17 protein-coding genes and 1 tRNA gene are annotated in these 24,344 nt (G+C 41.3%); 6 read left to right on the forward strand and 12 right to left on the reverse strand.

The genetic code is table 11. From position 1 onward, the window contains the following. Window position 1: 1 nt before the first annotated feature. The 3 genes from ACZ5L8_RS01845 to ACZ5L8_RS01855 all read right to left on the reverse strand — a co-directional run bounded on the left by ACZ5L8_RS01845 (window position 2) and on the right by ACZ5L8_RS01855 (window position 4,854). Window positions 2-3,268, reverse strand: coding sequence for a SusC/RagA family TonB-linked outer membrane protein (locus ACZ5L8_RS01845; protein ID WP_464439314.1), 3,267 nt, complete (start codon window positions 3,266-3,268; stop codon window positions 2-4). Window positions 3,269-3,346: 78 nt separating this feature from the next. Continuing rightward, window positions 3,347-4,246 carry a FecR family protein gene (locus tag ACZ5L8_RS01850; RefSeq protein ID WP_464439316.1) on the reverse strand — a complete coding sequence of 300 codons (900 nt, stop codon included), beginning with the start codon at window positions 4,244-4,246 and terminating at the stop codon, window positions 3,347-3,349. Between the two features lie 80 nt (window positions 4,247-4,326). Continuing rightward, window positions 4,327-4,854, reverse strand: a complete 528-nt coding sequence (locus ACZ5L8_RS01855; protein ID WP_464439317.1) for an RNA polymerase sigma factor — start codon at window positions 4,852-4,854, stop codon at window positions 4,327-4,329. A 188-nt stretch (window positions 4,855-5,042) separates the two neighbouring features. Between ACZ5L8_RS01855 and ACZ5L8_RS01860 the strand changes: the two genes are divergently transcribed. After that, on the forward strand, window positions 5,043-6,791 hold the full coding sequence (locus ACZ5L8_RS01860) for an alkaline phosphatase (protein ID WP_464439319.1): 1,749 nt from the start codon (window positions 5,043-5,045) through the stop codon (window positions 6,789-6,791). 20 nt (window positions 6,792-6,811) lie between these two features. Here the strand turns inward: ACZ5L8_RS01860 and ACZ5L8_RS01865 are convergent, their stop codons facing one another. The 3 genes from ACZ5L8_RS01865 to ACZ5L8_RS01875 form a co-directional block, all read right to left on the reverse strand. Then, window positions 6,812-8,581 carry a metallophosphoesterase gene (locus ACZ5L8_RS01865; RefSeq protein ID WP_464439321.1) on the reverse strand — a complete coding sequence of 590 codons (1,770 nt, stop codon included), beginning with the start codon at window positions 8,579-8,581 and terminating at the stop codon, window positions 6,812-6,814. Window positions 8,582-8,647: 66 nt separating this feature from the next. After that, complete coding sequence (locus ACZ5L8_RS01870; RefSeq protein WP_464439323.1) at window positions 8,648-10,090, reverse strand: L-serine ammonia-lyase; 1,443 nt, start codon at window positions 10,088-10,090, stop codon at window positions 8,648-8,650. 133 nt (window positions 10,091-10,223) lie between these two features. Continuing rightward, entirely contained in the window at window positions 10,224-11,090 is an 867-nt protein-coding gene (locus tag ACZ5L8_RS01875; protein ID WP_464439325.1) for a helix-turn-helix domain-containing protein, read from the reverse strand. 111 nt (window positions 11,091-11,201) lie between these two features. On the opposite strand from ACZ5L8_RS01875, the gene ACZ5L8_RS01880 reads away from it, so the two are divergent. Then, window positions 11,202-12,599, forward strand: coding sequence for an alpha-L-fucosidase (locus ACZ5L8_RS01880; RefSeq protein ID WP_464439326.1), 1,398 nt, complete (start codon window positions 11,202-11,204; stop codon window positions 12,597-12,599). A gap of 387 nt (window positions 12,600-12,986) precedes the next feature. On the opposite strand, the gene ACZ5L8_RS01885 is transcribed toward ACZ5L8_RS01880, so the two are convergent. After that, window positions 12,987-13,060 (reverse strand) — tRNA-Arg (locus ACZ5L8_RS01885). Between the two features lie 275 nt (window positions 13,061-13,335). Here ACZ5L8_RS01885 and ACZ5L8_RS01890 point away from each other — a divergent pair. Further along, a complete protein-coding gene (locus ACZ5L8_RS01890) occupies window positions 13,336-14,340 on the forward strand; it encodes an aldo/keto reductase (RefSeq protein WP_464439327.1) in 1,005 nt (334 codons plus the stop codon). Window positions 14,341-14,395: 55 nt separating this feature from the next. Then, a complete protein-coding gene (locus ACZ5L8_RS01895) occupies window positions 14,396-15,289 on the forward strand; it encodes a helix-turn-helix domain-containing protein (RefSeq protein WP_464439328.1) in 894 nt (297 codons plus the stop codon). Window positions 15,290-15,324: 35 nt separating this feature from the next. Here the strand turns inward: ACZ5L8_RS01895 and ACZ5L8_RS01900 are convergent, their stop codons facing one another. After that, a complete protein-coding gene (locus ACZ5L8_RS01900; protein WP_464439330.1) occupies window positions 15,325-16,239 on the reverse strand; it encodes an alpha/beta hydrolase in 915 nt (304 codons plus the stop codon). Further along, window positions 16,239-17,339 (reverse strand): glycerate kinase, encoded by a 1,101-nt coding sequence (locus ACZ5L8_RS01905; RefSeq protein ID WP_464439332.1) that lies wholly within the window; start codon window positions 17,337-17,339, stop codon window positions 16,239-16,241. Before ACZ5L8_RS01905 ends, ACZ5L8_RS01900 begins: the two co-directional genes overlap by 1 nt. 643 nt (window positions 17,340-17,982) lie before the next feature. On the opposite strand from ACZ5L8_RS01905, the gene ACZ5L8_RS01910 reads away from it, so the two are divergent. Together ACZ5L8_RS01910 and ACZ5L8_RS01915 are read left to right on the forward strand one after the other, a co-directional pair. Further along, window positions 17,983-19,314, forward strand: a complete 1,332-nt coding sequence (locus ACZ5L8_RS01910) for a GntP family permease (RefSeq protein WP_464439334.1) — start codon at window positions 17,983-17,985, stop codon at window positions 19,312-19,314. Between the two features lie 739 nt (window positions 19,315-20,053). Next, complete coding sequence (locus ACZ5L8_RS01915; protein ID WP_464439336.1) at window positions 20,054-20,311, forward strand: hypothetical protein; 258 nt, start codon at window positions 20,054-20,056, stop codon at window positions 20,309-20,311. Window positions 20,312-20,501: 190 nt separating this feature from the next. Here ACZ5L8_RS01915 and flxY read toward each other — a convergent pair whose 3' ends face one another. From flxY to ACZ5L8_RS01930, 3 genes are read right to left on the reverse strand one after another with little or no spacing between them, the layout of a single operon-like run. Beyond that, window positions 20,502-21,788, reverse strand: a complete 1,287-nt coding sequence (gene flxY, locus ACZ5L8_RS01920; RefSeq protein WP_464439338.1) for a flexirubin biosynthesis putative acyl-CoA ligase FlxY — start codon at window positions 21,786-21,788, stop codon at window positions 20,502-20,504. Continuing rightward, window positions 21,785-23,470, reverse strand: coding sequence for a C45 family autoproteolytic acyltransferase/hydolase (locus tag ACZ5L8_RS01925; protein ID WP_464439340.1), 1,686 nt, complete (start codon window positions 23,468-23,470; stop codon window positions 21,785-21,787). Before ACZ5L8_RS01925 ends, flxY begins: the two co-directional genes overlap by 4 nt. After that, on the reverse strand, window positions 23,454-24,329 hold the full coding sequence (locus ACZ5L8_RS01930; protein WP_464439342.1) for a cupin-like domain-containing protein: 876 nt from the start codon (window positions 24,327-24,329) through the stop codon (window positions 23,454-23,456). Before ACZ5L8_RS01930 ends, ACZ5L8_RS01925 begins: the two co-directional genes overlap by 17 nt. Between the last annotated feature and the right edge of the window lie 15 nt (window positions 24,330-24,344).

The following is a 24,344-nucleotide window of genomic DNA, read 5'->3' on the forward strand; positions in this document are numbered from 1 at the left end:
TTTATAGTTTTATTGTTGCACCTAAGATGTATGTACTTGCAGTAGGGTAACTTGTGTAATCAATACCAATAGATTGGTTACCATTACTGTTTTTAGGACTATCAATTAATGGATCGTAACCGCTATAATCTGTAAGGGTTAAGATATTTTGACCTGTAACATAAAGGTTGATACTGTTGATCCAGTTTATGTTTTCAGGACTCCAAGTGTATCCTAATCTTGCTGTGTTAAGTCTAAGGAAGTCTGATTTCTCTAGATAGTATGTTGAGAGTTGAGGTGCGTTAGCAGGATTTGCTCCGCTGTCTAAATAACGCTGTGCAACGTTTCTGTCTGATGCAAGGTTATTGATGTTAAGCGCATTTAAACCGGTGTTATTAATAAGATATCCACCTGTCTGACCGATGATAGAGAACGAGAAATCAAAATTGTTTAATCTCATGCTACTGTTAAGACCGTAAGAGAATTTAGGCAAAGCACCTTCTATGATCACGCGATCATCGCTGCTTATGATTCCGTCGCCGTTTTGATCTTTGAATTTGTCAAAACCTTGCGCATCAAAACCATCATGCTCAAACAAGTAAAAAGAACCAGCTGCATAACCGCTTTTGTAAATGTTTGCCAAAACGCCAGACTGACCAGGTCCAGAGATAACTCCCGAAAGGATTTCAGAAACTGGAAGGTCTTTGATCTCATTGTTAAGCGTTGCTCCGTTTACATCAACATCCCAAGTAAAACCATCTTTGTTGATGACCTCTGTTCCTAACATGAATTCAAAACCTTTGTTCACGATCTTACCATCTATGTTTGTCCAGATGTTATCAGTAGGACTCAATGCTGGCGATGGGATGAACAAGATCGCATCTGTAGTGGTCTTGTTATAGTAATCTAATGTTCCATACAGCTTTCCGCCGAAGAGCGTAAAATCTGTACCTACGTTAAGCTGAGTTACAACTTCCCATTTAAGGTTAGGGTTAGGCGTTCTTGCAACCGAAACTCCGTTGATCAACGCATAATCTGGATATAGGTAATATCCTTCATTAGGACTTAAAGAATAACTTGCTTGCGTAATCTTATTTTGAACTTCCTGGTTACCTGTTTGTCCCCAGCTTGCACGAAGTTTCAAATTATCTATGATGTCATTCTCTTTAAGGAAAGCTTCTCTGTCAAGATTCCAACCTGCAGCGAATGATGGGAAATATCCATATTTGTTGTTTTCGCCAAAGCGAGTAGAACCATCTGCACGCAATGAAGCCGTCAATAAATATTTGTCATCAAAAGAATAATTTACTCTACCAAAGAATGACTGTAATTCATTTTCTTGAGCAAAACCGCTTGTAGCTGTATTTACACCAGCATACCCAGGATTGTTGCTTGGCGGAATTCCTGTTTCTTGATCTGCGATATCATCATATTGAAAAGAACTTCCTGAATTTTCAAATTTCTGATAAGAGAAACCACCAAGAACTTCTAACTCATGCGCACCAAAATATCCTTTATACGTAAGATAATGTTCTATCAAAGCACTTTTAGACTCCACATTGTTTTGCACATAGCGTCCTAGTGGATTAAGGTCTGTAAGGTTAGGATAAATTGTAGTGTTACGCTCAGCAGAACTGCGGTCTACACCTAAGTTCATTTTGTATTCTAAGCCATCTACGATTCTAAAAGCCGCTTCAAAATTACCAAGCACTCTTAACGTTCTTGATTGATCTTCATAAATGCTTAACAAATATGCCGGGTTGTAATGCGCATTAAGGTTGAAGTTTGTAAAATCGCCATTCTCATCTTTAACAGACCATGTAGGGTTTGCCATCAGGGTGTGAATGATCAACTGACCGTTAGAACCACCGTCATCACTGTTAGGAACACCGTTGTCTACAGTTTCACTCGCAGTAAGATTTACTTTAAGACGTAGTCTTTTGTTATAAAAAAATGATTCAGCTGCATTGATACGACCTGTAGTTCTTTGAAAGCTACTGGTATTCACAATACCTTCTTGATCCATGTTGCTTAATGAAACGTAGTAGTTTCCAGAATCAGTAGATTTCGCGTAAGCGATATTGTGATTTCTTGTAATTGCCGTGCGGTAGATCTCATCTTGCCAATCTGTATTGCCACCGTGATCGTAAGATTCATTAGTGATCGCGCTACGATATTCGCTAGCATCCAGTAAGTCAAGTTTTCTTGCCACAGTGCTTACACCCATGTAATTGTCAAGCGTAAGACCAGCTTTACCTAGTTTACCTTTTTTTGTGGTAATGATCACAACACCGTTAGAACCTCTGGCTCCATATATCGCTGCCGCGGAAGCATCCTTAAGAATGTTGATGCTTTCAATATCGCTTGTGTTTAAGAAGTTAAGTGGGTTTTTTGCCTGCGAAGCACCAAAACCAACATTAGTTCCTGAAGGGCTCACATCTTCATTAGAAAGTGGAACACCATCTACTACAAAAAGCGGCGTGCTACCACTACGAATAGAACCTACACCACGAATATTTACATTAACACCAGCACCAGGTTCACCACTTGTGTTCACCACACGAACACCCGCCACTTTACCTTGAATAAGATTATCTGGAGAGATGTTTACACCTTGCTTAAAGTTTTCTGCAGTTACCTGCGAAACGGCTCCTGTTACGTCTTTTCTTGTCTGGCTACCATAACCTACAACGAGTACTTCATTAAGTTCTGCCGCATCAGGCTCCAGCTGAACAGAAATACCATTTTGTGCTGAAACTTCTTGAGGAGCAAAACCTACGTAAGAGATCTTAAGCATTTGTCCGCTTGAAACTTCAATAGAGAATTTACCATCAAAGTCTGTAGTGGTTCCTTTACTGCTACCTACAACTTGTACAGAAGCTCCAGGAAGTGGAGTGCCGTTGTTATCAAGTACAGTTCCAGTTACGGTTTGTTGATCTACAGCAACTGCGATCGCCGTTTTCTTTACAAGAACAACATCTTCTTTGATAGAATATTTAAAGTTCGCTCTTCTTGAAAGGTCATTCATTACAGCTGTAAACGAGATGTCGTTGTATTTTACTGCGTATGACTGTGTGTCGTTTATGATCTTTTCGCCATAGCTAAATTGATATTTAGATTGATCAGATAGCTGTGAGAAAATGTCTTTTAAAAGAGATCCACGGGTAGCCAGATTGATCTTTGCAGGCTCGTTACCGTTGTTTGCCGCTGTCGCAAAAAAGCTAGACAAGGCAAGTAATCCTGTTAACAGGACTGTTTTAAGTTTTAAAGAAATAGTTTTGTAATTCATTTAATTAAGTGATTGGAATTGTCATTCAATGCTTATTAAATCGCCGTAGCTGTTGCCGCAGCTGCGGTTTTTTTGTTTTTAAGAGTCTTCTACTGTTAGTTGTTTGTCATTAAGTGTCAAGTTTAGGTCTGTTATAAAATTGATTTCGTTTATAAGGTCTTTGATGTTTGCATTTACTTTTACGACGATCGTTAATCTAGTATCTAGCACGCGCTGATCTTCTGTAGAAAAATGAACACCGTATTTATGTTTGAGCACTTCAGTGATCTTTTGTAGCGATACATTTTTCATTTGCACATCTTCTGTATACCAATTGTGCATCATGTAATCATCTGTCTTGCTTTTGCTGAGGTGACTTCCTGTTAAGGTAACTATGTCGTGTGGTTTAAGAATAAGTTCGGCATCTTCAGCAGTGACTTTCACGCTTCCTGTTTTTACACTTACTTGAGATTGCTCGTCGCGATGATCTATGTAAAATGAAGTTCCCAGAACTTGGGTTTTTAGCTTCCCAGAAGTGATTGTAAATGGTCTGCTCTCATCTCTTGCAATGTCAAAAAACGCATTGCCTTTTATGAGTTTTACCGGTCTTGTTTCATCGTCAAAATGTGCCGGATATTCAAAACTTGTATTTGCCGCTAGATAGATCAAAGATCCATCTTCAAGTTTTACAACCTCAGGCGATGTTGTGTTGATTGCTATTGTATTAATTGCAGGATTTGTTGTGTTAAAGAAGGCAACTAATCCTATTAGGACAGCAACCGTTGCAGCAGCTGCAAAAGCATAGAATCGGGTTCTTTTTGGCTTTAAGCCAGATCTACTTGCAATTGTTTTATAAAGTTCGCGCGACTTTGCATCAGCATCGCCCATGGTTTTGTGATCCCAGGTGGCGTTATCAAATTCTGATTGTAAGAAGTTCTCCCACTGCACATCATTTTTGATGCGCTTTTGGTAATGTGTCTGTGTCTCGCGCTTAGGCATTGATCGGGTTATTTGCCTATAAGTACCGCGAGTGGTAAAAAAGTACTACGCCTTGAAGTTATTGATATCTTACCGCAATGTTATGAAAACGTAACGAGGCAAATTTTTGCAAAAACAGCTAGAATTCCTACACCTTTATACACCACTTTAAGTTGGCGCATCGCAGTGGTCAGTTGGTTTTTTACCGTTTGTTTTGAGATGTTAAGTTCTGCAGCGATCTGGTCTAGATCCATGCCTTGCACTTTATTCATATAAAGAATTTCTTTGCGGCGTTCTGGCAAAACTTCTAGCAAAGGTTCAATTTCTTCCTTAGAATTTTCGGCTTCTTGTTCTTGTTCAATAATGTGCGCAGCAAACTTTTCTTCTAGAAATTCGGTTTCAAATTTATGGTCGCGATAAGCCTTGTAAATCTGATTTTTCGCAGCTCTAAAAAGGTAGTTCTCAATAGCGTCAATCTCGATGTTATCTCTGCGTTCCCAAAGGTTTACAAAAATATCCTGAACAACATTTTGTGCCAGATTCTCATCGCGAGAAACATTAAAAGAAAAAGCATACAGCTTCTCCCAGTTTTGACGGTAAACAGCTTCAAATTCAGCAGCGGTTTTCATGAAGAGTGGTTGGTAGTGGTTTGCAGGAGCTAAATAACTGCATCGGTTTTTAACAAAATTTAACTCAAGGTTACCTTTGTATTAAATCGGTTTACCTTTGCGCTGATATTGATAATTATTTGATGACATTGCACCAGATTAATATTTATAACGCAGCCATTTTAAGTAAGCTTTTAATTAAAATTCAAATGCCTAGAATCTATTTCCTAATTGCATTTTTTACCATTTGCCTTTCGGCGAAAGCGGAACAAACCGAATCAAAATATAAGTTCCATTCGCACAACGATTATGAGCAAGATTTCCCTTTCTGGAAGGCCTATATTCATGGAGCAAATTCTATTGAGGCAGATGTTTTTCTAAAAAATGGAAAGCTCTACGTCACTCACGCAGAATCTGAGATCAAGGAAGCAAATACATTGCAAAAATTGTATTTCGACCCGATTGAAGAATTGATCAAAAAAGGAGATTTTAGAGAATTGCAATTGCTGGTAGATTTAAAATCTGATGCAAAAAAGACCTTGTCAAAAATCATCGAAGTGCTAGAAGATTATCCTGGCATTCGCCAAAACAAAAAGCTAGTAATCGCGATTTCGGGCAATCGTCCACCGACGGCTGAATATGGTAATTATCCTGATTATATCTGGTTTGACCATCAAAGTCTTGAGGATATTGATACGATAGATTTGAGCAAAGTCGCGATGATCAGCAAAGGTTTTTCTAACTATTCCCATTGGAATGGCCTAGGGCGACCCGTTACTGCAGATATGAAAAAGATGGAAGCCGTTATCGCAAAAGCTCATGAATATGGGAAACCATTTCGTTTCTGGGGAACGCCAGACACAAAAACGGCATGGAGCAAATTTGCAAAAATGGGCGTTGATTTTGTGAACACAGACCATCCGGATGAGGTTGAACTTTTCTTAAAAACGCTAGATGCTAGAACCTATCAAAATCCACAAATGACAGAGGCGTATGAACCAGAATTCTCATACGACCCCAACTCAAAACCTAAAAATGTGATTCTGCTTATCGGCGACGGTAATGGCCTGAGTCAGATTACTGCGGGGATGATTGCAAATGGCGGTGAATTGAACTTAACACAACTGCAAAATATCGGCTTGGTAAAGACATCTTCATACGATGATTTGATCACAGATTCTGCTGCGGGAGCGACAGCAATGGCAACTGGTGTGAAGACAAATAATCGTGCTATTGGGACAAATTCTGACGAAAAACCGCTTAAAAATATCACCGAAATCTTAAGCTCAAAAGGTTTTATTACCGGCCTCATGACCACAGATGAAATCACGGGCGCGACGCCTTCTGCCTTCTACGCGCATGAGCCAGAACGTGATAACAGCGATGCGATTTTAGAAGATTTGGCTTTAAGCCAAATAAACTTTTACGTTTCATCAAAAGCGATTAAACTCCCGATGCTAAACATTCCTCCGAAGGAATACGGAAAAAACGCAAAAGACTATCTGGAGCGAGAAGAATTCTTGCCTGCCGCTGAACGTGGAGCGATTTTCCCGGGGTTTTTTGAGAAAATTCTTGGCGAACTAAAGAAACAGGAAAAACCATACTTCATGATGGTAGAGGGCGCGAAGATTGACAGCAACGGCCACACGAATAATATTAAGGGCATCGTTACAGAAATGCTCGATTTTGATTTGACCGTGCGTAAAGCGCTCGAGATGGCCGATGAAAATAAAAATACACTGGTGATTATCACGGCAGACCACGAAACTTCTGGGCTGGGTATTATGCAAGGAAGTCTTGAAAATGGCGAAGTTGAAGCCGGATTTTTATCTAACGACCACACGGCGACGATGGTTCCTATTTTTGCTTATGGCCCGCAATCTCAGCATTTCACAGGTGTTTTTGAGAACACAGAGATTTTCCATAAAATCATGAAAGCGCTAGAAATTAAAGAATAGTTTTTGGCTTAAAGCCAAAATTACTTTTGCTTGATTTTTCCGGTTTTTAGGTTGTAGATATAATGGTCAGCCGGTGTGCCGTGCATGAATTTATCTAGGATTTTCAGCATCAGTTGGAGTTGCGTTTTTACAACATCCTGCGATTTTTGCTCTGATTTTTCACTTGCTTTAATAAGCAATTTGTAATCGTGAATTCGGGATTTTGGGATATCGTCAAACGCCAACACATCAGCCGAACGTATTTTGTGAAAGTCCTCGATAAGGTCGGTTCCTTGCCAACTAGATAGAAGTTTTGATTGTTTACCGTTTATCTTTTTTAAGATATCCTGAGCGTTGGCTTTCGCCAAAAACGAACTCAAATCTTCCGGCCAATCTTGAGGAATGAATCTCAATCGTACCAATTCTTTTAAATGAAATTGAGTGAATGCCGCGTAATCTTCAGAATTCAAGATTTCATGATTCCATAGCTTCTCTGGTGCTGTGTTTTGCAAATATTCGTATTCCATTTCATATAGTGGAAAATGCTCAGAAAAAGCTTTTGTGTTCACTTCTACGGTTTCAATTTCTAATTGCTGCCCATCAATGGTGAGTAGTTTGTATGCAGCAGGATATGCCGCCAGCGAAGGAACTTGCACGTTCAACAGCCTATTGTTTCCTGAAGTTGTGATGTTAGAATCATTGATGTGCATGTGTCCAGCAAAATGGATTTTTATGCCTGCATCGGCAAATGCTTTAGCGACTTCCGCATCAGGAACGCGCTCTAGTTGCCATTTGTTATTGCCCATGAGCTGTTCAATTTCCGCGGAAGCGTTATCATTAAAATCTAGCATCGGGAAGTGTGAAAAAGCAATCAATGTTTTTCCATTTTTCTGAGCCATTTCTGCCATTTTCTTTGCCCAAGCAATCAAGTGCTTCTTATGCGTCAACACATTGTTATAGCCTGTGCTTGCGCTGCTGTAATTTTCGCCATTTTCAGGCGCACCATCACGCGGAATGAAAACATCGCCATCAATCGCCATTAGCCAGATTCCGTTCACTGGTTCTACCACATAACTCACATCAGGAACGGCATAGCCAGGCGCAACTTCATACATTCTATTGCTGAGTTCTGATGCTTGTTTTGCTTTCGCGAAAGTGTAATTCTTAATATCATATTGAGCAAAAGGAGTTGTCCAAAAAAGCTGATTTTTCTCTGGCTTAAAGCCAAAATTCTGAAGGATGGACGTCACGCCGTCATATCCCATTTTTGCAATATCTTGAGTGATGATAGCAGGAAGATTTGTCTCAGGCTTAGCTAAATCCGGATGACTTACAATGCTTTGCTCCATTCCATTTTTACCCAAAAAATCTGATTTGCCAGCCCCCGTACGGAAAGGTCTTACCGGGTCATGATTTCCCGTTGTGATGAAAAATTGCATGTCATATTCCTGCTCATATTTTTCAAGGATTTTCTTTAATCCACGTAGGTGAACCGGCTGACCATCATCGGTATAATCGCCGGGAAGCGCGACCAACTTGATTCCGCGATTTGCTAAATCTCCTAATGCAGTGAGGAAGGCAAAATAGTTCTCGTTAAAAATGCGGGTAGAATGCAGCTGCGCTTCCATAGTGCGGATGAGCGTGGGCTTCCCAGTTTTGGGATTTATGATTCCGCGATAATCTGTGCCTTCTAACTTAGTGAAAGGAACTTGCAAATGCACATCTGCAAGAAAGGCGATTTGAGTTTTCTTTTGGCCTTGAGCCAAAACCGCAAGCGACAAAAAAGCGCAAAAAAGCATCCATTTTTTCATGGAGCAATCTTATGCAAAATCAGGGATTTGTGGCTTGCGCCAAAGGTTATTTTATGATTAAATGTACTAGCAATCGCTAAGGCTCACCTTAACGGCAAGACCGCCCTCAGAAGTTTCTTTGTACTTCTTGTTCATGTCTTTTGCGGTTTCCCACATGGTCTCGATGACCTTGTCTAGTGGCACTTTTGCTTTGCTTGCGTCACTTTCTAGAGCGATCTCTGCGGCATTGATCGCTTTTATCGCGCCCATTGCGTTGCGCTCAATACATGGAATTTGCACAAGACCGCCAATCGGGTCGCAGGTAAGGCCCAGGTGATGTTCCATGGCGATTTCACTAGCCATTAAAACTTGTTCTGGAGTGCCGCCCAGCAGTTCGGCAAGCGCGCCAGCTGCCATCGCAGAAGAAACTCCGATCTCTGCCTGACAACCGCCCATCGCAGCAGAAATTGTCGCACCTTTTTTAAATAAGCTTCCTATTTCGCCAGCGACAAGCATGAATTTTTTGATATCTTCAAAGCCTGCGTTGTGGTTCTCGATAACCAGATAATACATCAAAACCGCAGGAACTGTACCGGCACTACCGTTAGTGGGCGCAGTAACGACACGGCCTAGCGAGGCATTAACTTCGTTTACGCTTAAAGCGAAACAGCTAACCCACTTAAGGATTTGACGAAATTTTACCTCCGTATTTCGAATCGCCGGAATCCAATCTTCTATGCCGTTATATTGTGTTTCGCCAATGAGACGATCATGAATTTCCTTGGCGCGGCGTTTAACGTTGAGTCCGCCAGGGAGATTGCCCTCGCTGTGGCAACCTTCGTACATTGACTCTTGCATTACCTGCCAGATTTGCTTTAATCCATTGTCAATTTCTTCCTCGCTTCGCAGCGAAAGTTCGTTTTCAAGAACGATCTCAGAAATCTGTTTGTTCTCGTTTTTACAATATTCTAGCAACTGGTTGCCGCTTTCAACAGGGTAAGGGAAGGTGTTGAATTTTTGCAGTTTTCTGCTCGCATTCTTACGCTCTTTTTGAACTACAAATCCACCGCCTATAGAGTAATAAGATTCGCTTATTTTCTTGCCATTTTCAAGCGTAGCTCTAAACTTTATGCCGTTAGGGTGAAACTCAAGAAACTTGCGGTTAAAGCAAACATCATCAGAAAAAGAGAAAGCGATATTCTTTTCGCCGTTAAGGCTAAGAACCCCATTATTTTTAAGTTTTTCGATCTCGTCGCCAATAATGGAAGTATCCATCGTGACTGGATCAAAACCCATCAATCCCAGAACCGCAGCGATGTCTGTAGCGTGACCTTTGCCGGTAAGACTTAGCGAACCATAAAGATCGACCTGTACGTGAACCACGTGTTCAAATTTCTCTCTGCGTTTCAACTTTTCAATCCAGCGCTGGGCTGCGCGCCATGGTCCCAGCGTGTGAGAGCTAGAAGGGCCAACGCCTATTTTTAGCATGTCAAAAACGCTGATACATTCAATTTGGCGGGATTTTTCCATAGGGCTTTTCGTCATTAAGGGCGTGCAAATATATCATGATTTATGAGAAAGGGTAGTGGTTTTTTTGGCTTTAAGCCAAAAATCAAAATGCACCTTTAAAATGAGCAATTTTACCTCTAAAGAAATTAAAGGTCTACGTTGCGAGGCTTCTTCTTTTGCGATATTCTAATGGCGATAACAAAGTGTACTTTTTAAAAATTCTTGAAAAATATGCAGCAGACTTGAAGTTGACTAAACTTAAGATCTCATTGACGTTTAGGTCTGTGGTGAGTAGTAAAAGTTGGGCTTGCTGCAGTCGCTCGCGGATTATATATTCTTTAGGACCTATGCCGATTATGCTTTTAAAAACTCGGGTAAAATGATCTGGCGAAAGATGACATAATTGAGCAAGATCTGTGATAAAAATATCTTCTTGAAGATTCTCTTTTATATAAAATAGTACATCCTCGATCTTGTATCTAGACATGCCTTGAATGAGTTGCATGCTGTCTTGTGTAATGAATCTTGAGAAAAGTTGTTGTACTATACCTTCAGACTCCCATTTTAATTTAATGTCTTTGTAATAATCGTCTTTATGCTGCCACATGGTTTTGTGATACACATGAGGATTGTAATGGGGTAAACGCTTATCTGGATGTAATTGAAAGATTCTTTTAAAGAGTGAAAAATCAATTTCTATCGCTTTTACCTCCTTTAAAATATTGATGTAAGGAAACGGATTTAGACTCTTTTTTAGCGAAAAAATACAATGAATGAAATAGTGGTTCATCCCCTTTTTAAAATAGTAACTACAAGGTGTGAAACCGGGGATGAGGTATAGATTGTGAGCTTTTAATTCGGTTTTTACACCGCGTATCATTACCTGGCTTACGCCACTTTCAATGTAGTAAAGCCTAGAGAACGGACTGATTATATTTTCATGCACCGTGTCTTCTTCAAACCTGATGTTGTCTACATGAATGATCTCTGACGAAAGATCAAAAGTCTGTCCTGTTTTCATATCAATGCTAAAACATCAAATATCGGAAAAGTGCAATTATTTGCCCTAAAGGTTCAAGACTTAAATAATTAAATCTTTCAAATTTGTCTCAATCATAATTACGGTTTACACATGAGAAATTTTATAAATATCGCGGCAGTTTTTCTTGTTTTGGCTTTAAGCCAAAATACTATAAAGGCACAAGTCTCACCGCAATTGCTAAAGCGCCAGCAGGATTTTATTGATCTAAGATTTGGGATGTTCATTCATTATAATATCCCTACGTATATGGAAGATGATTGGGCTGATCCAGACGCTGATCCTTCTATTTTTAATCCTAAGCAGATAGACTTTGATCAATGGGCCAAAGCTGCAAAATCTGCGAATATGACGTATGGGGCGTTAACTACAAAACATCATAGCGGTTTTTCTATTTGGGACACAAAAACAACTGAATATAGCGTGATGAGTAGTCCTTATGGTAAAGATGTGGTGAAAGGATATGTGGATGCTTTTAGAAAAAATGATCTTAAGGTGATGCTGTATTATTCTATTCTTGATACGCATCATAAGATCAGACCAGGAATGATCACTGAGGATAAAATTCAATTTATAAAAGATCAACTTACAGAATTACTCACTAATTATGGAGAAATTGACGCAATGATCATTGACGGCTGGGATGCACCATGGTCTAGAATTTCTTATGATGATGTACCATTTGAAGAGATCTATAATTTGATAAAATCCATCCAGCCAGATTGCCTTGTGATGGATCTTAATGCAGCGAAATATCCAGCAGAGGCTTTATTCTACACAGACATAAAATCTTATGAGCAAAATGCGGGTCAACACATAGAAAAGGATGCTAATATTCTGCCAGCACTGTCATGTTATCCTTTACAGCAAAATTGGTTTTGGAAACCTTGGTTTCCTGAGAATCCGGTAAAGGATCCTAAGCAATTGGTAAATGAGAATTTGATTCCTTTTAATGAAGCTTACTGTAATTATATTCTTAATGTGGCACCAAATAGAGATGGCAAGATCGATGATAATGCCATGAAAGCTTTAAAAGAAATAGGAAAGTTATGGCAGCACAAAGGACCGATGCCCGCGCTTAAAGGAAATTATGATGCGCCAATAATCTCCTCAAATATCGCAAAGTTTAAACCGTCAAACAGTAGCTGGAGTAATGACATGAACATTATGGATTTTGCAAACGATGATGATTTTGGGACAGCATGGGTTTCTAATAAAGCTGTTGAGAATGCGTGGTGGGAAGTTGATCTTAATGAAGAGCGTAGCTTTAATATGATCGTGATCACAGAGAATAATCCTAATATATCGTCTTATACCATAAAGTATTTTAAAAACAACCAATGGCATGAACTTTTAAAAGGTAGCAAGAAGGATAAGATCAAAATTCATCGTTTTGAAAGAGTTTATGGTGAGAAGGTGAGAATTAATTTTGATAAAGCAGATAGTCCACCAGTGGTGCTTGAAGTTGGCGTTTACAACGAGCGACGATAGATAGAAATTTTATTAATTAATAAAGATCCCTTGCTGTTTTGTGAGGGATTTTTTTTTTTAATGACCTCGGCAGGATTCAAACCTGTAACCCTCGTAAACAAAAAAGCCCCACTAATGTGAGGCTTTCTGTGATCACGAAGACGACCGAATGTTAATGAAATCACCTGCGGAGATTTATAATGAGGTGCGAGCTTGCCGCGTGGGCTTTCGAATCCCGTAGCGACAAACAAAAAAGTTCCATAAGTGTGAGGCTTTCTGTGATCGCGAAGACGACCGAATGTTAATGAAATCTCCTGCGGAGATTTATAATGAGGTGCGGGCTTGCCGCGCGGGGTTTCGAATCCCGTAGCGACAAACAAAAAAGCCTCACTAGTGTGAGGCTTTCTGTGATCGCGAAGGGATTCGAACCCCTGACCGTCTGCTTAGAAGGCAGATGCTCTATCCAGCTGAGCTACGCGACCTTAATTTTGCGGGTGCAAATATACTGTTTTTGGTTAATTTTTTCATTTTCATCGTTATTTTTTACATATAAAATTTCGTTTTCCGGTTTATCACATTGATTCACAGGTTTATTTCTGCGCTATTTTATTCTACTCCTTTTATATAACTGCGTGATTTTTCTTTTGGCTTTAAGCCAAAAAAACATCTCTATTCTTGATTTGCTTATGTGATTCTGTGATTTGCATACATGCAGAAGTGGGTTGATACAGACCTTTGTATCATTAAAATCAATGAAATGGAAATTAAAAAAATCAAGTTAGGAAGTGAAGGTCTCGTTGTGCCCAAAATAGGTCTAGGCTGTATGGGAATGACCGGCTTTGAAGATGCAAATATGTATGGACCAGCTGATGAAAAGGAAGCAATTGCCACCATTCATAAATCTTTTGAAATGGGCGGGAATTTCTTGGATACCGCAGATCTGTACGGACCTTTTAAAAATGAACAGCTTATCGCGAAAGCTATTGGCGAGAATCGAGACAAATACATCATTGCGACGAAATTTGGCTGGGAGATTGAAGATAATGACAAAGTTACCTGGGCGATAAACGGCAAGAAGGAATATGTGAAAAAGTCGGTTGAGCGTTCGCTAAAAAATCTGAAAACAGATTATATCGACCTGTATTACATGCACCGCCTTGATAAAAATACACCTATTGAAGAAACCGTTGAAGCGATGAGCGAACTGGTAAAGGAAGGAAAAGTAGGTTATCTAGGATTGTCTGAAGTTTCATCTGAGACTGTGAAGCGCGCACACGCTGTGCATCCTATCACGGCTGTTCAGAGTGAGTATTCACTTTTTGAACGTACAGTTGAGGAGCGCGGGGTTATACAAACGTTGAATGAGTTGGGAATTGGTTTTGTGGCATATTCACCTTTGGGTCGTGGCTTTCTATCTGGGCAAATTAAAAGTATAGATGATTTGCCAGAGAATGATTTTCGTCGTGCGATACCGCGTTTTCAGGAAGGGCATTTTTATAAGAATATAGAGCTTGTAAATGCAATTGAAACCATGGCCGGAGAAAAAAATATCACACCGTCTCAACTGGCTCTAGCGTGGATCATGGCAAAGGGGATTTTGCCAATTCCAGGAACAAAACGCAGAAAATATGTGGAGCAGAATATTAACGCTACGCAAATAGAATTGACCAGTGAAGACCTGTCAAGGTTAGAAAGTATTGTGCCTCTGGGGACTGATACTGGCGAGCCTTATGATGAATTCAGTATGGGATTATTAGATTAAAAAATTAGGAGCCTTTGTCCTTTTTGTACAAAGGCTTTTTAAATTAAATTATAGCATGAACGCAATAGAAACCATTTCGCAATTTCACAGATTATTATCGCTGCCAGAACCTAAACATCCGCTGGTAAGTGTCATTGATCTTGAAGAAAGTATTTTTCTGGAAGATGAGATCTGGGAGCATTTTGTAAATAAATTTTATTGTGTTGCGCTTAAGCGAAATGCAAAAGGAAAAATTAGATACGGTCAGCAGCATTATGATTATGACAAAGGTGTTTTGAGTTTCACTGCGCCTAATCAAGTGCAGCATCTGGACCTTAAAAATACCGAGTGTGGCTCTGGCGTTTTATTGATTTTTCATCAGGATTTTCTGTTGGGTCATCCGCTGGCGGGCAAGATAAATAGCTATACTTTTTTCTCGTATGCCGTTCATGAAGCGCTGCATCTCTCTGCCGAAGAAGAGGATTATCTCATTTCAATCCTAGAAAAAATCGAAAAAGAATATCAGCATATTGATAAGCACACGCAGGAGATTATCCTGTCGCAAATTGAGCTGCTCCTCACATATTCTAACCGATTTTACGAGCGGCAATTCATCACCAGAAAGAGTCATAATCATCAATTGCTGGAGAAGTTTGAAAGCATTTTAGAGCAATATTACAATGAGAATACAGCAGAACAAAAACTGCTCACCGTGCAGCATGTTGCCCAACTCATGAATTTGTCGCCCAATTATCTCAGCGATTTGCTGAGAATGCACACAGGGCAAAACACGCAACAACACCTGCACGATAAGTTGATAGAAAAGGCAAAGGAGCAACTGTCAACCACCAATCTTTCTGTGAGTGAGATTGCGTATGCGCTGGGTTTTGAGCACGCGCAGTCATTCAGCACTTTGTTCAAGAAAAAGACAAATCTTTCGCCGGTGCAGTTCAGGCATTCGTTTAATTAGGTTTTTATTTTTTTGGCTTAAAGCCAAAAGAACATCTACAGAAGTGTTTTTACCCAAGTGACAAATAATCCTGGCCAGCTGCTTAGTTGCGCATTGCCTATTCCCATGGAATAACCGTGACCGCCGGTAGGATAAATGTGAGCTTCAGTGTAGATTTTATTTTTTGCAAGCGCGTCCAGAAATTGCAAACTGTTTTCCACAGGCACCGCATCATCATCCATAGAATGCACGATAAAAGTGGATGGGGTTTCTGCATTTACATTGAGTTCGCCACTGTATTTTTTTACCATTTCGGCAGTGGGATTTTTACCTATCAGCGCTTCTTTAGAACCGCCATGCGTTAAATCTGTCATTGTGATTACGGGATAAATGAGCGCCATAAAATCAGGACGAGCACTTAGTTTATCAGCATCATCGGTGGGCTCGTAGACTTTTTCGTCATATAGCGTTCCTAAAGTTGAGGCTAGATGTCCACCCGCAGAAAAGCCCATAATCCCTATTTTATTTTCATCAATATGCCATTCTTTAGCCTTGCTGCGCACGATGCGCATGGCGCGTTGAGCATCTTGCAAAGGCGCGATTGACGGATTTATAATCGACTTTGAAATAGGTAAACGGTATTTTACCACAATCCCCACAATGCCTTGGCTGCTCAGGTATTTTGCTAAGTCGCGACCTTCCCAATCATACGCCAAAACATGATAACCGCCGCCCGGAAAAATAAGCACAGCCTCGCCGGTTTGCGCTCTGCCATTAGGCAAAAAAACTTCTATCAAAGGTTCTTGCACATTGCTCACAAGCAAAATATCATTCTGCTGTTGCACTTCTTTTTCGCTGGATTCTTTCTGATTAGGAACCGTTTCCCAAAGCGGAATGATATGTTCTTGGGCATGCGTTTGTGCTAGAGTAACTAGAATTATTGCTAGCGTTATTAAGGATATTTTTCTCATTAGAAGTTGAATTTGGTTGCTATTTCGTTGAGTATTCTTGCCGCTTGAGAAAACGCTTCTTCCTCAGATTTTGCGACTTCCATAACTTGATGGCAGGAGTGTAAGCCCAATTCCTGTATTGCTTTTTGGGATAAATCTGTAATTCCGCAAACGGCGTGTACGGGTATTTTTTTGGCTTTCGCCAAAGCTACTACGCCCTGCACAACCTTTCCTTGCAGCGTTTGTCCGTCGATTTTGCCTTCGCCTGTTAAGATAACATCGGCGGTTGAAGCTACTTTTTCAAAATTGACCAATTGCATTATAGTTTGTAATCCAGATTGCAAGTTGGCATCCAGAAACGCCACCGAACCTCCGCCCAAACCACCTGCAGCACCAGCACCGGGAATTTCGGCGATTGACTTACCTAAATCGCGTTCAACGATTTCAGCGAGATTTTTTAGTCCGGCATCCAATTGCTTTACGGCTTTTTCATCAGCACCTTTCTGCGGACCAAAAACATGCGCTGCCCCATTTTTACCATAAAAAGGATTGTTCACATCGCAAAGGGTAATAAAGGTTGCTTTTATCTTTTCTTCTGGTGGAATTATCTTTTTTACGGCAAGCATATTTTCGCCGAAAGGCTTTAAATCCTTGCCATTATCATCCAGAAATTGATAGCCCAAAGCCGCCGCAACGCCCATCCCACCATCGCAAGTCGCCGAACCGCCAATAAATAAATACACCTCTTTCGCACCCCGATTGAGCGCATTTTTTATGAGTTCGCCAGTGCCCAGCGTTGTTGTGTACAGGCAGTTGCGTTCTTCTTTAGACAACAGGTCAAAGCCCGAAGCTTCCGCCATTTCTATATAAGCCGCGTCGCCAGATAAAAAATATTTGGCCTCGATTTCTCGAAAAAGCGGGTCGTTCACTTTTGTCACTATCCATTTACCATCAAGATGATTTGCGATTACCGCAAGCGAGCCCTCACCGCCATCCGCCAGCGGAAATTGGATGATTTCTGCATCAGGATAATTTTGGCTCAAGCCAGATTCAAGCGCATCACAAACGCCCTTTGCGCTAAGCGAACCTTTAAATTTATCTGGAGCGAGGAGGATTTTCATAATGGGTTGATTTGCCAATGAGTCAATTTGTCAATGTGTTGATTAGCAAATTAGCGAATTGGGTGATGTTTTTTTGTCGCTCGTCGCTCGTACTTCATCACTCTTTATCTAGTTCTCGATACGGCAGGCTGCGCCGCCACTCGAACTGACAAAGCATCCAAACTGCTAACTGTAACTGTGGACTGCTAGATTATCTTCTCTATTTTCGTATTTAAATCTTTCATGTCACTTCGAGTGATTCGCCGCGGCGAATTGTATCGAGAAGTGTTTGTTCGTATTTTGTCATTTGTCGTTCGTACTTTATCACTCTTTATCTAGTTCTCGATACGGCAGGCTGCGCCGCCACTCGAACTGACAAAGCATCTAAACTGCTCACTGCAACAGTGGACTGCTAGATTATCTTCTCTATTTTCGTATTTAAATCTTTCATGTCACTTCGAGTAATTCGCCGGGGCGAATTGTATCGAGAAGTGAATTAATTGGTCAATGTGTTGATTAGCAAATTAGCGAATTGGGTGATGTTTTTTTGTCGCTCGTCGCTCGTACTTCATCACTCGTCTTTTTTCTAATTTCTATTTTCTAATTTCTATTTTCTCATTTCTACTTTCCACATTTTAGTTAATTTACTACATATTTTACGCAAATGCTCACAGGAATTCCACTTTTACTCGTCATCGCGCTATCTATTGTGCTTATTGTGGTGCTGACTTCACGATTCAAAGCACACCCATTTCTCGCTCTCATCATCGCCTGCTTTTTTGTGGGAATCGCCAGTGGGATGCCGCTTGACCTGATGATAAATTCCATACAAAGTGGTTTTGGGAGCCTGATGCAATACATCGGGATTATCGTGATTTTTGGGAGTGTGATAGGGGTTTTCTTAGAAAAATCTGGTGGGGCGATGCGTATTGCGCAACAAATTATTTCCCTTACGGGGAAAGGAAAAACCATCCCAGCTCTATCCATTATTGGGGCCGTGGTGAGTGTACCGGTGTATTGCGACAGCGGATTTATCCTGCTTTCTGGGCTAGCCGATAAATTGGGTAAGTTGGGCAAGGTCAACAAGGCTAGTTTGAGCCTGGCGCTTGCTTCTGGCTTATATACTTCGCACACGTTGATTCCGCCTACGCCTGGGCCTATTGCGGCAGCAGGAAACATCGGCGCATCAGAATATCTGGGAACGATTATCATCACGGGAATTTGTTTTTCAATCCCTATTCTGCTTGTTACGCAATGGCTTTCTAAAAAACTAGGTAAAAACATCCATACGGAAGATGTGCTGGATAATGCTGAAACGCATAAACCACGCGAACTTCCCTCTTTCGCCAAAGCGATAACACCTGTAGTTCTGCCCATTTTGCTAATCGCGGTGGGAACGGTTTTTCGATTTCTCGAAATAGAAAATGCCATTATCGAATTTATCAGCAACCCCATGGTCGCTATTTTCATCGGAGCCTTATCAGCGATGTTTTGGCTTAAGCCAAAGGAAAACAAAGCGGCCGGAAACTGGTTTGTGGAAGCCATAAAGATTTCTGGGCCTATCTTGATAATCACGGGTGCTGGAGGGGCTTTTGGCGGCGTTTTAAAAGCAACGCCATTACAGGACTTTATCGCACAATGGTTGTCTGAAGGAACCGGCGACCTGATGGTCATTGTGAGCATTTTTGTGATTTCGGCGATATTAAAGTCGGCGCAAGGATCATCCACCAGTGCAATGGTGATAACCTCGTCATTACTGGCGTCAATTATCCCCACGTTGGGCTGGGAAAATCCGTTGCAATTTGCCTTTGCCGTGATGGCGATAGGCGGCGGGGCCATGACGGTATCGCACTTTAACGACAGTTATTTTTGGGTAGTTTCGCAGTTTAGCGGCATGAGTGCCAGGGATACTTCGCGGAGCTATACCTTGCTTACCGGCGTGCAAGGGTTACTAGTCCTTGTGCTGTGCGTTCTGGGGTGGATTCTATTTGTTTAGAAGTTAGTATTGAGTAGTGAGTAAAAGTATTAAGTATAAAAAGCGTCATGCTTAACTTGATTCAGCATCTCAGCCATTAGGTCCTAAAAATGCTTCCTGCATGACTTTGCACCCTTCCTGCACCATTTTTTATTATTCCTGCATATATATGTATTATTCCTGCTTAATTTTTAGGCGTCCTGCGTGACTTTTTATGCTCCCCGCATGACTTGGAGTGCTCCCCGCACCGTTTTTACCCTCCCCGGGAGACTTAGGACCCGTCCCGGGGCACTTTTTATTATCCCCGGAAATTAAATTATTACTCCCGGCTAATTTTGATACGCCCTGGGTAAATTTTATGGTTTCCCGGGAGCCGGGGGAGATAAGAAGGAACGTCATGCTGAACTTGATTCAGCATCGCATCATTTTATATGGTCATACGTTGTTGAAAAGTCTGGATAAGTATTTTTTAATCATTATAGTTTCATGTGTAACTTTATTCTGGTTTTCAGCTTTTTATGTCAATATGAGAAATAGATTGTGGAATGAGTTAACCCAGTCAAGACATAACCTTGAATTTGTAACACTCTATTGTGAGAGGCAAAGAAAGGTCGTGAAGTATTTCAATATACTTATACTGGTATTCTCTAGTACTGGTATAATGGGCTGGAAGTTTTGGGATAATTTACCTTTAATCTCATGTATCATAATATCTGGAATTTCCTTGTTGAAATTATTACAACCTCATTTGATAGGAGGTATGAAACAGATCAATGATATTGATGAAATACAAAGGTTTTATACAACCTATTTCAATAAAATAGAAGAATTATGGTTTTCACACGAATCAGAAGAATTTGACGAAAGAAAATGTAAAAAGACCTTTTACAGATTAAAAGAACAAGAAACAGAATACAATAAAATGATTTCGCAAAACATTCGTTCCAAACCAAAAAACCTTATAAGAAAGGCAAAAATATACAGTGATAATTATTTTAGCGAAGTTTTTAATTCTTAATACTTAGAGAAATGGCAAAACAAGATAGACCAAGAACAACCCCTTCCGGTTTGCCAAGAACAAATCCGGATAGACCTAAACCAAAAGGAAATAACTTGCCAAGATACCAAGGCCCTCCACCACCGCCTCCTAAGAAGAAATGAATATAGTTTAACGCTATTGTATTTTAATTTCTAAGGTAAGACTACCATCACCTGTAATCCACAACCACCACCGGCTTCCTACTCGTCTTAGGAAAACGAATCGCATCCAGCGTTTCTTTTGTTTCAAAAACTACATTGGGGCGTACGCGTAGCTTGGCCCTAAAATGGTCTTTTACTTCATGTAATAAAGTGTCGTTTGCGGCTGGAGCATGAATGCGCAAAAGGATCTCGTCTGTTCCTAGTTCGTTATGGCGCAACTCAATAACATAGCCATCAATGCCGCTAAAGTCATTCAGCAGGTTGATCATCGCGGGCGGATACAGCGTGGTGCCTTTGTATTTTATCATTTGCTTTTTACGGCCCACCACGGGACCTAAGCGCAAACTATTTCTACCGCAAGTGCAGGATTCATCGTGAGCCTGTACCATGTCGCCGGTTTTAAAACGAAGTAGCGGCATGCCTTCCACGCCCAGTGTGGTAACTATAAGTTCACCAACTTCCCCAGCATTCACGGGCTGCTCGTTTTCATCAAGGATCTCGGCAATGATAAGTTCAGGATGCAGGTGGCCGCCCTGCTGTGCTGAGCATTCGTTAAAAGCTGTTGCCATTTCGGTAGCGGCGTAGGTGCTGTACAAATCAATATCCCAATGCTCTTTGATTTTTTTGCCTAACGTATTCAGTCTAAAATTTGGCTCGCGGATGGGTTCACCAATGCAAATCGCAGCTTTTACACTGGTTGCGTTGAGGTCATGACCGTTCTTTTCCGCGAAAGCGATAAGCTTTACCAAGAACGACGGCACGGCAATTAAATACGTAGGATTGAATTTCTCAATGCTGTCCCATTGCAACTCAGGTATCCCAGAACCCGTGCGGATGATGCCGGCTCCCAACTGGCGTGCACCCAGAAAATAGGCCATGCCCGCCATAAAACGGCGGTCCATCGTGGTCATGAGTTGGATGGTGTCATTTGCCGTCACACCGCTGCACGCAAAAGAAATAGCCTCGTTATACGCTAGGCGGTCAAGGTCTTTATCAGTAAGATAAAAGCTTACCGGGTCGCCCAGTGTGCCACTTGTGGTCACGTGGTCAATCACTTTGCTGCGCGGAACACAGAGAAAATCTTCGTTGTATTTTTGCAAATCATCTTTGCTCACCGCGGGGATTTGCTGCAAATCTTCTAGCGTCTGGATTTGTGAAATATCAATCCTATGTTGCTCAAAATGTCTCTTGTAAAACGCAGAATTTTCCTGAAGATAGGGCAGGAGCTCACGCAGGCGTTTTTCCTGATATTTTTTGATTTCCTGTGGGGATTGTAACTCGATTTCGGGAATCATTTTCCTGACCTGCGTTTAGATTTTTTGATGTATTTGTCCAGCATTTCTTGGTCTGGTACGGTAGTGACGACTTTGGTATTTGCAATTTCAAACTGCTTTAAAGCCGCTGCATACCAACCGCGCTCAAAGTAATATTTTCCGGTTAAAAAATAGGCCTTCCAGTACTCTGGATTTTTTTTGGCTAGAGCCAAAACCACATTTTTCTCAACTTCTTTATCCTGCTCCAGCGCTTGCTCTACCTCACGTTCTAGCTTTCGGTAAGCTTCATAATCTTTAAATTCTCGTGTTTCTACGAAAGGCTCTCTGGCGATTGTAAGTGCATCATCAGCGAGTGAGGTCGCAGATGGATTGCCCGCCCGATTAGCAAATACAGTATCCAAATCATAGCACACAAACGCACCCAATTGATACGGATTTGCCGAAACCCAAACCTTGCGCTCCTCAGGTTTGAACACAATGCCGTGGTGGGCGAGGAGTTGGTTAAGCGCCTTCTCATTGCCGTATCCCAGCGGTTCGCCGTCAATGCCCTTTGTGTCTCTTAATATGGCAACGGCTTTTTCGGGGGTCATTTTATTTTCTTTGTCAACTAACTGGGTCAAACGTTCAAAACGATATTCGGTGTGGCTTTCTGCGATGGTTTTCTGGTTGCGGCGGTCGTCTTTATACGCCTCGCTCTGAAAGTGATTGGTGCACAACAATTCATCGTTATTCGGCACTTCATACACGCCAAAATTCTTCGGAGAAACTTCTATCAACACCGCGCGGCGCTCATCTGCGCTGCCCACCATGATAGATTCTGAGACAAAAACCTCACGTTTTTTCGCAATAGCGATAGCCTCATCAATGGTGCTTGCATGTTGCAGAATTTCGCGGGTAACAAGCGTGATAGGCGTTTTTGCGATAAGCGGAATCTTGGACTTCCCAGCATTGATGGTCACGGTGAGGCCGGCATCGTTCATGCCGCTCACCACACCCAGAAATCCGCCCCAAGTGATTTGCATAAACTTGTTGCCCTCGTCTGGTGCATAGAATGCGATAATCTTATTTTTTGCGAATTCATCGCCAGCGTAGAAGTCAAAATTTCGCGCAAGCAATAACTCGCCATCAGCGGTTTTATCGTCCCAAACCGCAAACGAAGAACAGCCCACGAGCATCAAATCCTGCAGCGCATGACCTATGTCGTGCGCGCCGTGCATATACAAAACGCGCAGATATTGTGGCGCAAAATGATTGTAAGTGGGGTCAGCAAACTGGCTTACGCCAAAAATCTCAGCCTTGTACTCATTGGGAATATAGGTGTACATTTTTCGGTTGAACCAGCGGATGAACTTGGTCAAAAAGTTGCGCTGCCCTTCGGAAGGAACGAGGTCATAAATCTTGTCGAGAAACACCTGTTCTTGATAATTGAAAATTTCTTCGGTAAGGCTTCCGGTGAGCAAGCCGCGTTGTAAAGGGTCGCCCTCCACATATAATTCCCAGAGACCATATTTGTTTTTGGTAAGGAAATTATCACCCGCAAAATAGGTGGAGTCGTTGATTTTTTCTCGCTGTGGAACTGCCTCAGAATATGCAGATAAATCAGGCTTGTCTTCCAGCGATTTTTTGACTCCGCATGAAGACAGCAGCAAGAGAAAGCTCAGTAAAAGGAGGATGTTCCAGCGAAAGCTATATTTCTTCAGCATACTTTTTATTTGTCCTTCTCACCGCCAGTTCATCTTTATAATCCACCCATTTCTGACCCATTATCTTGCGCATGAGATTTTCAAAATTACGCATCACGACAAGGTTGCTAAGCAACTTTGCGACTCCTTTGCCATGTCTGGGAAAAGAGCGCAGCGTGAGCGAAAAACCAGCGTCCAGATATTTAATGTAATGCCAGTAACCGCTGGGCATGTAGAGTGCGTCGCCGTGTTCCATAAAGGCTTCTGTAGCAACAGCATTTTGCAACATGGGATAGATGTCAAAATCCACATCATCCATGTCAATGCTTTCGTGATTATGCACGCTAAACGGGATTTTGTATAGGTATCTGGTTTGCTCAGGTTCAAAGAGCATCACGCGTTTATGACCATGAAAATGAAAGTGCATATTGTGCGCCACATCCATGTCATAATGCGTCAAAACTTTACTTCCCGCACCGCCAAAAAACATCACCGGTAATTTCTTAAAAAACGGCATCCCAATCTCTGGATAATCAAAATCCTTTGTGAGCTCGGGCATTTTGCTCAACACATTATAAAAGAACATGCGCAGGTCTGTGGGACCGCTTTTTAGCAGTTCGATATAATCGTATAATTTCATCTTTTGCGCAGGCGCATGCGAAGTCTTTTTGCCACCCACGGGTTTGCTGTCATACAGCGGAACAATTTGCTCACCAGCACGCTCTTGGATATAATCGAGATTCCATTTTTTTACCGCCGGCCAATCCTTTGTCAGGTTCTTGATAAGCACCGGTTTTCTAGGTTTGTAGTACTTTTCTACAAACTCCTCAGCCGTAATATCAGTAACGATTTCTACAGGTTGCGTTTTGATTTGTCCCATGTTTTAAAATTAAAA

The sequence above is a fragment of the Leeuwenhoekiella obamensis genome (assembly GCF_055391795.1).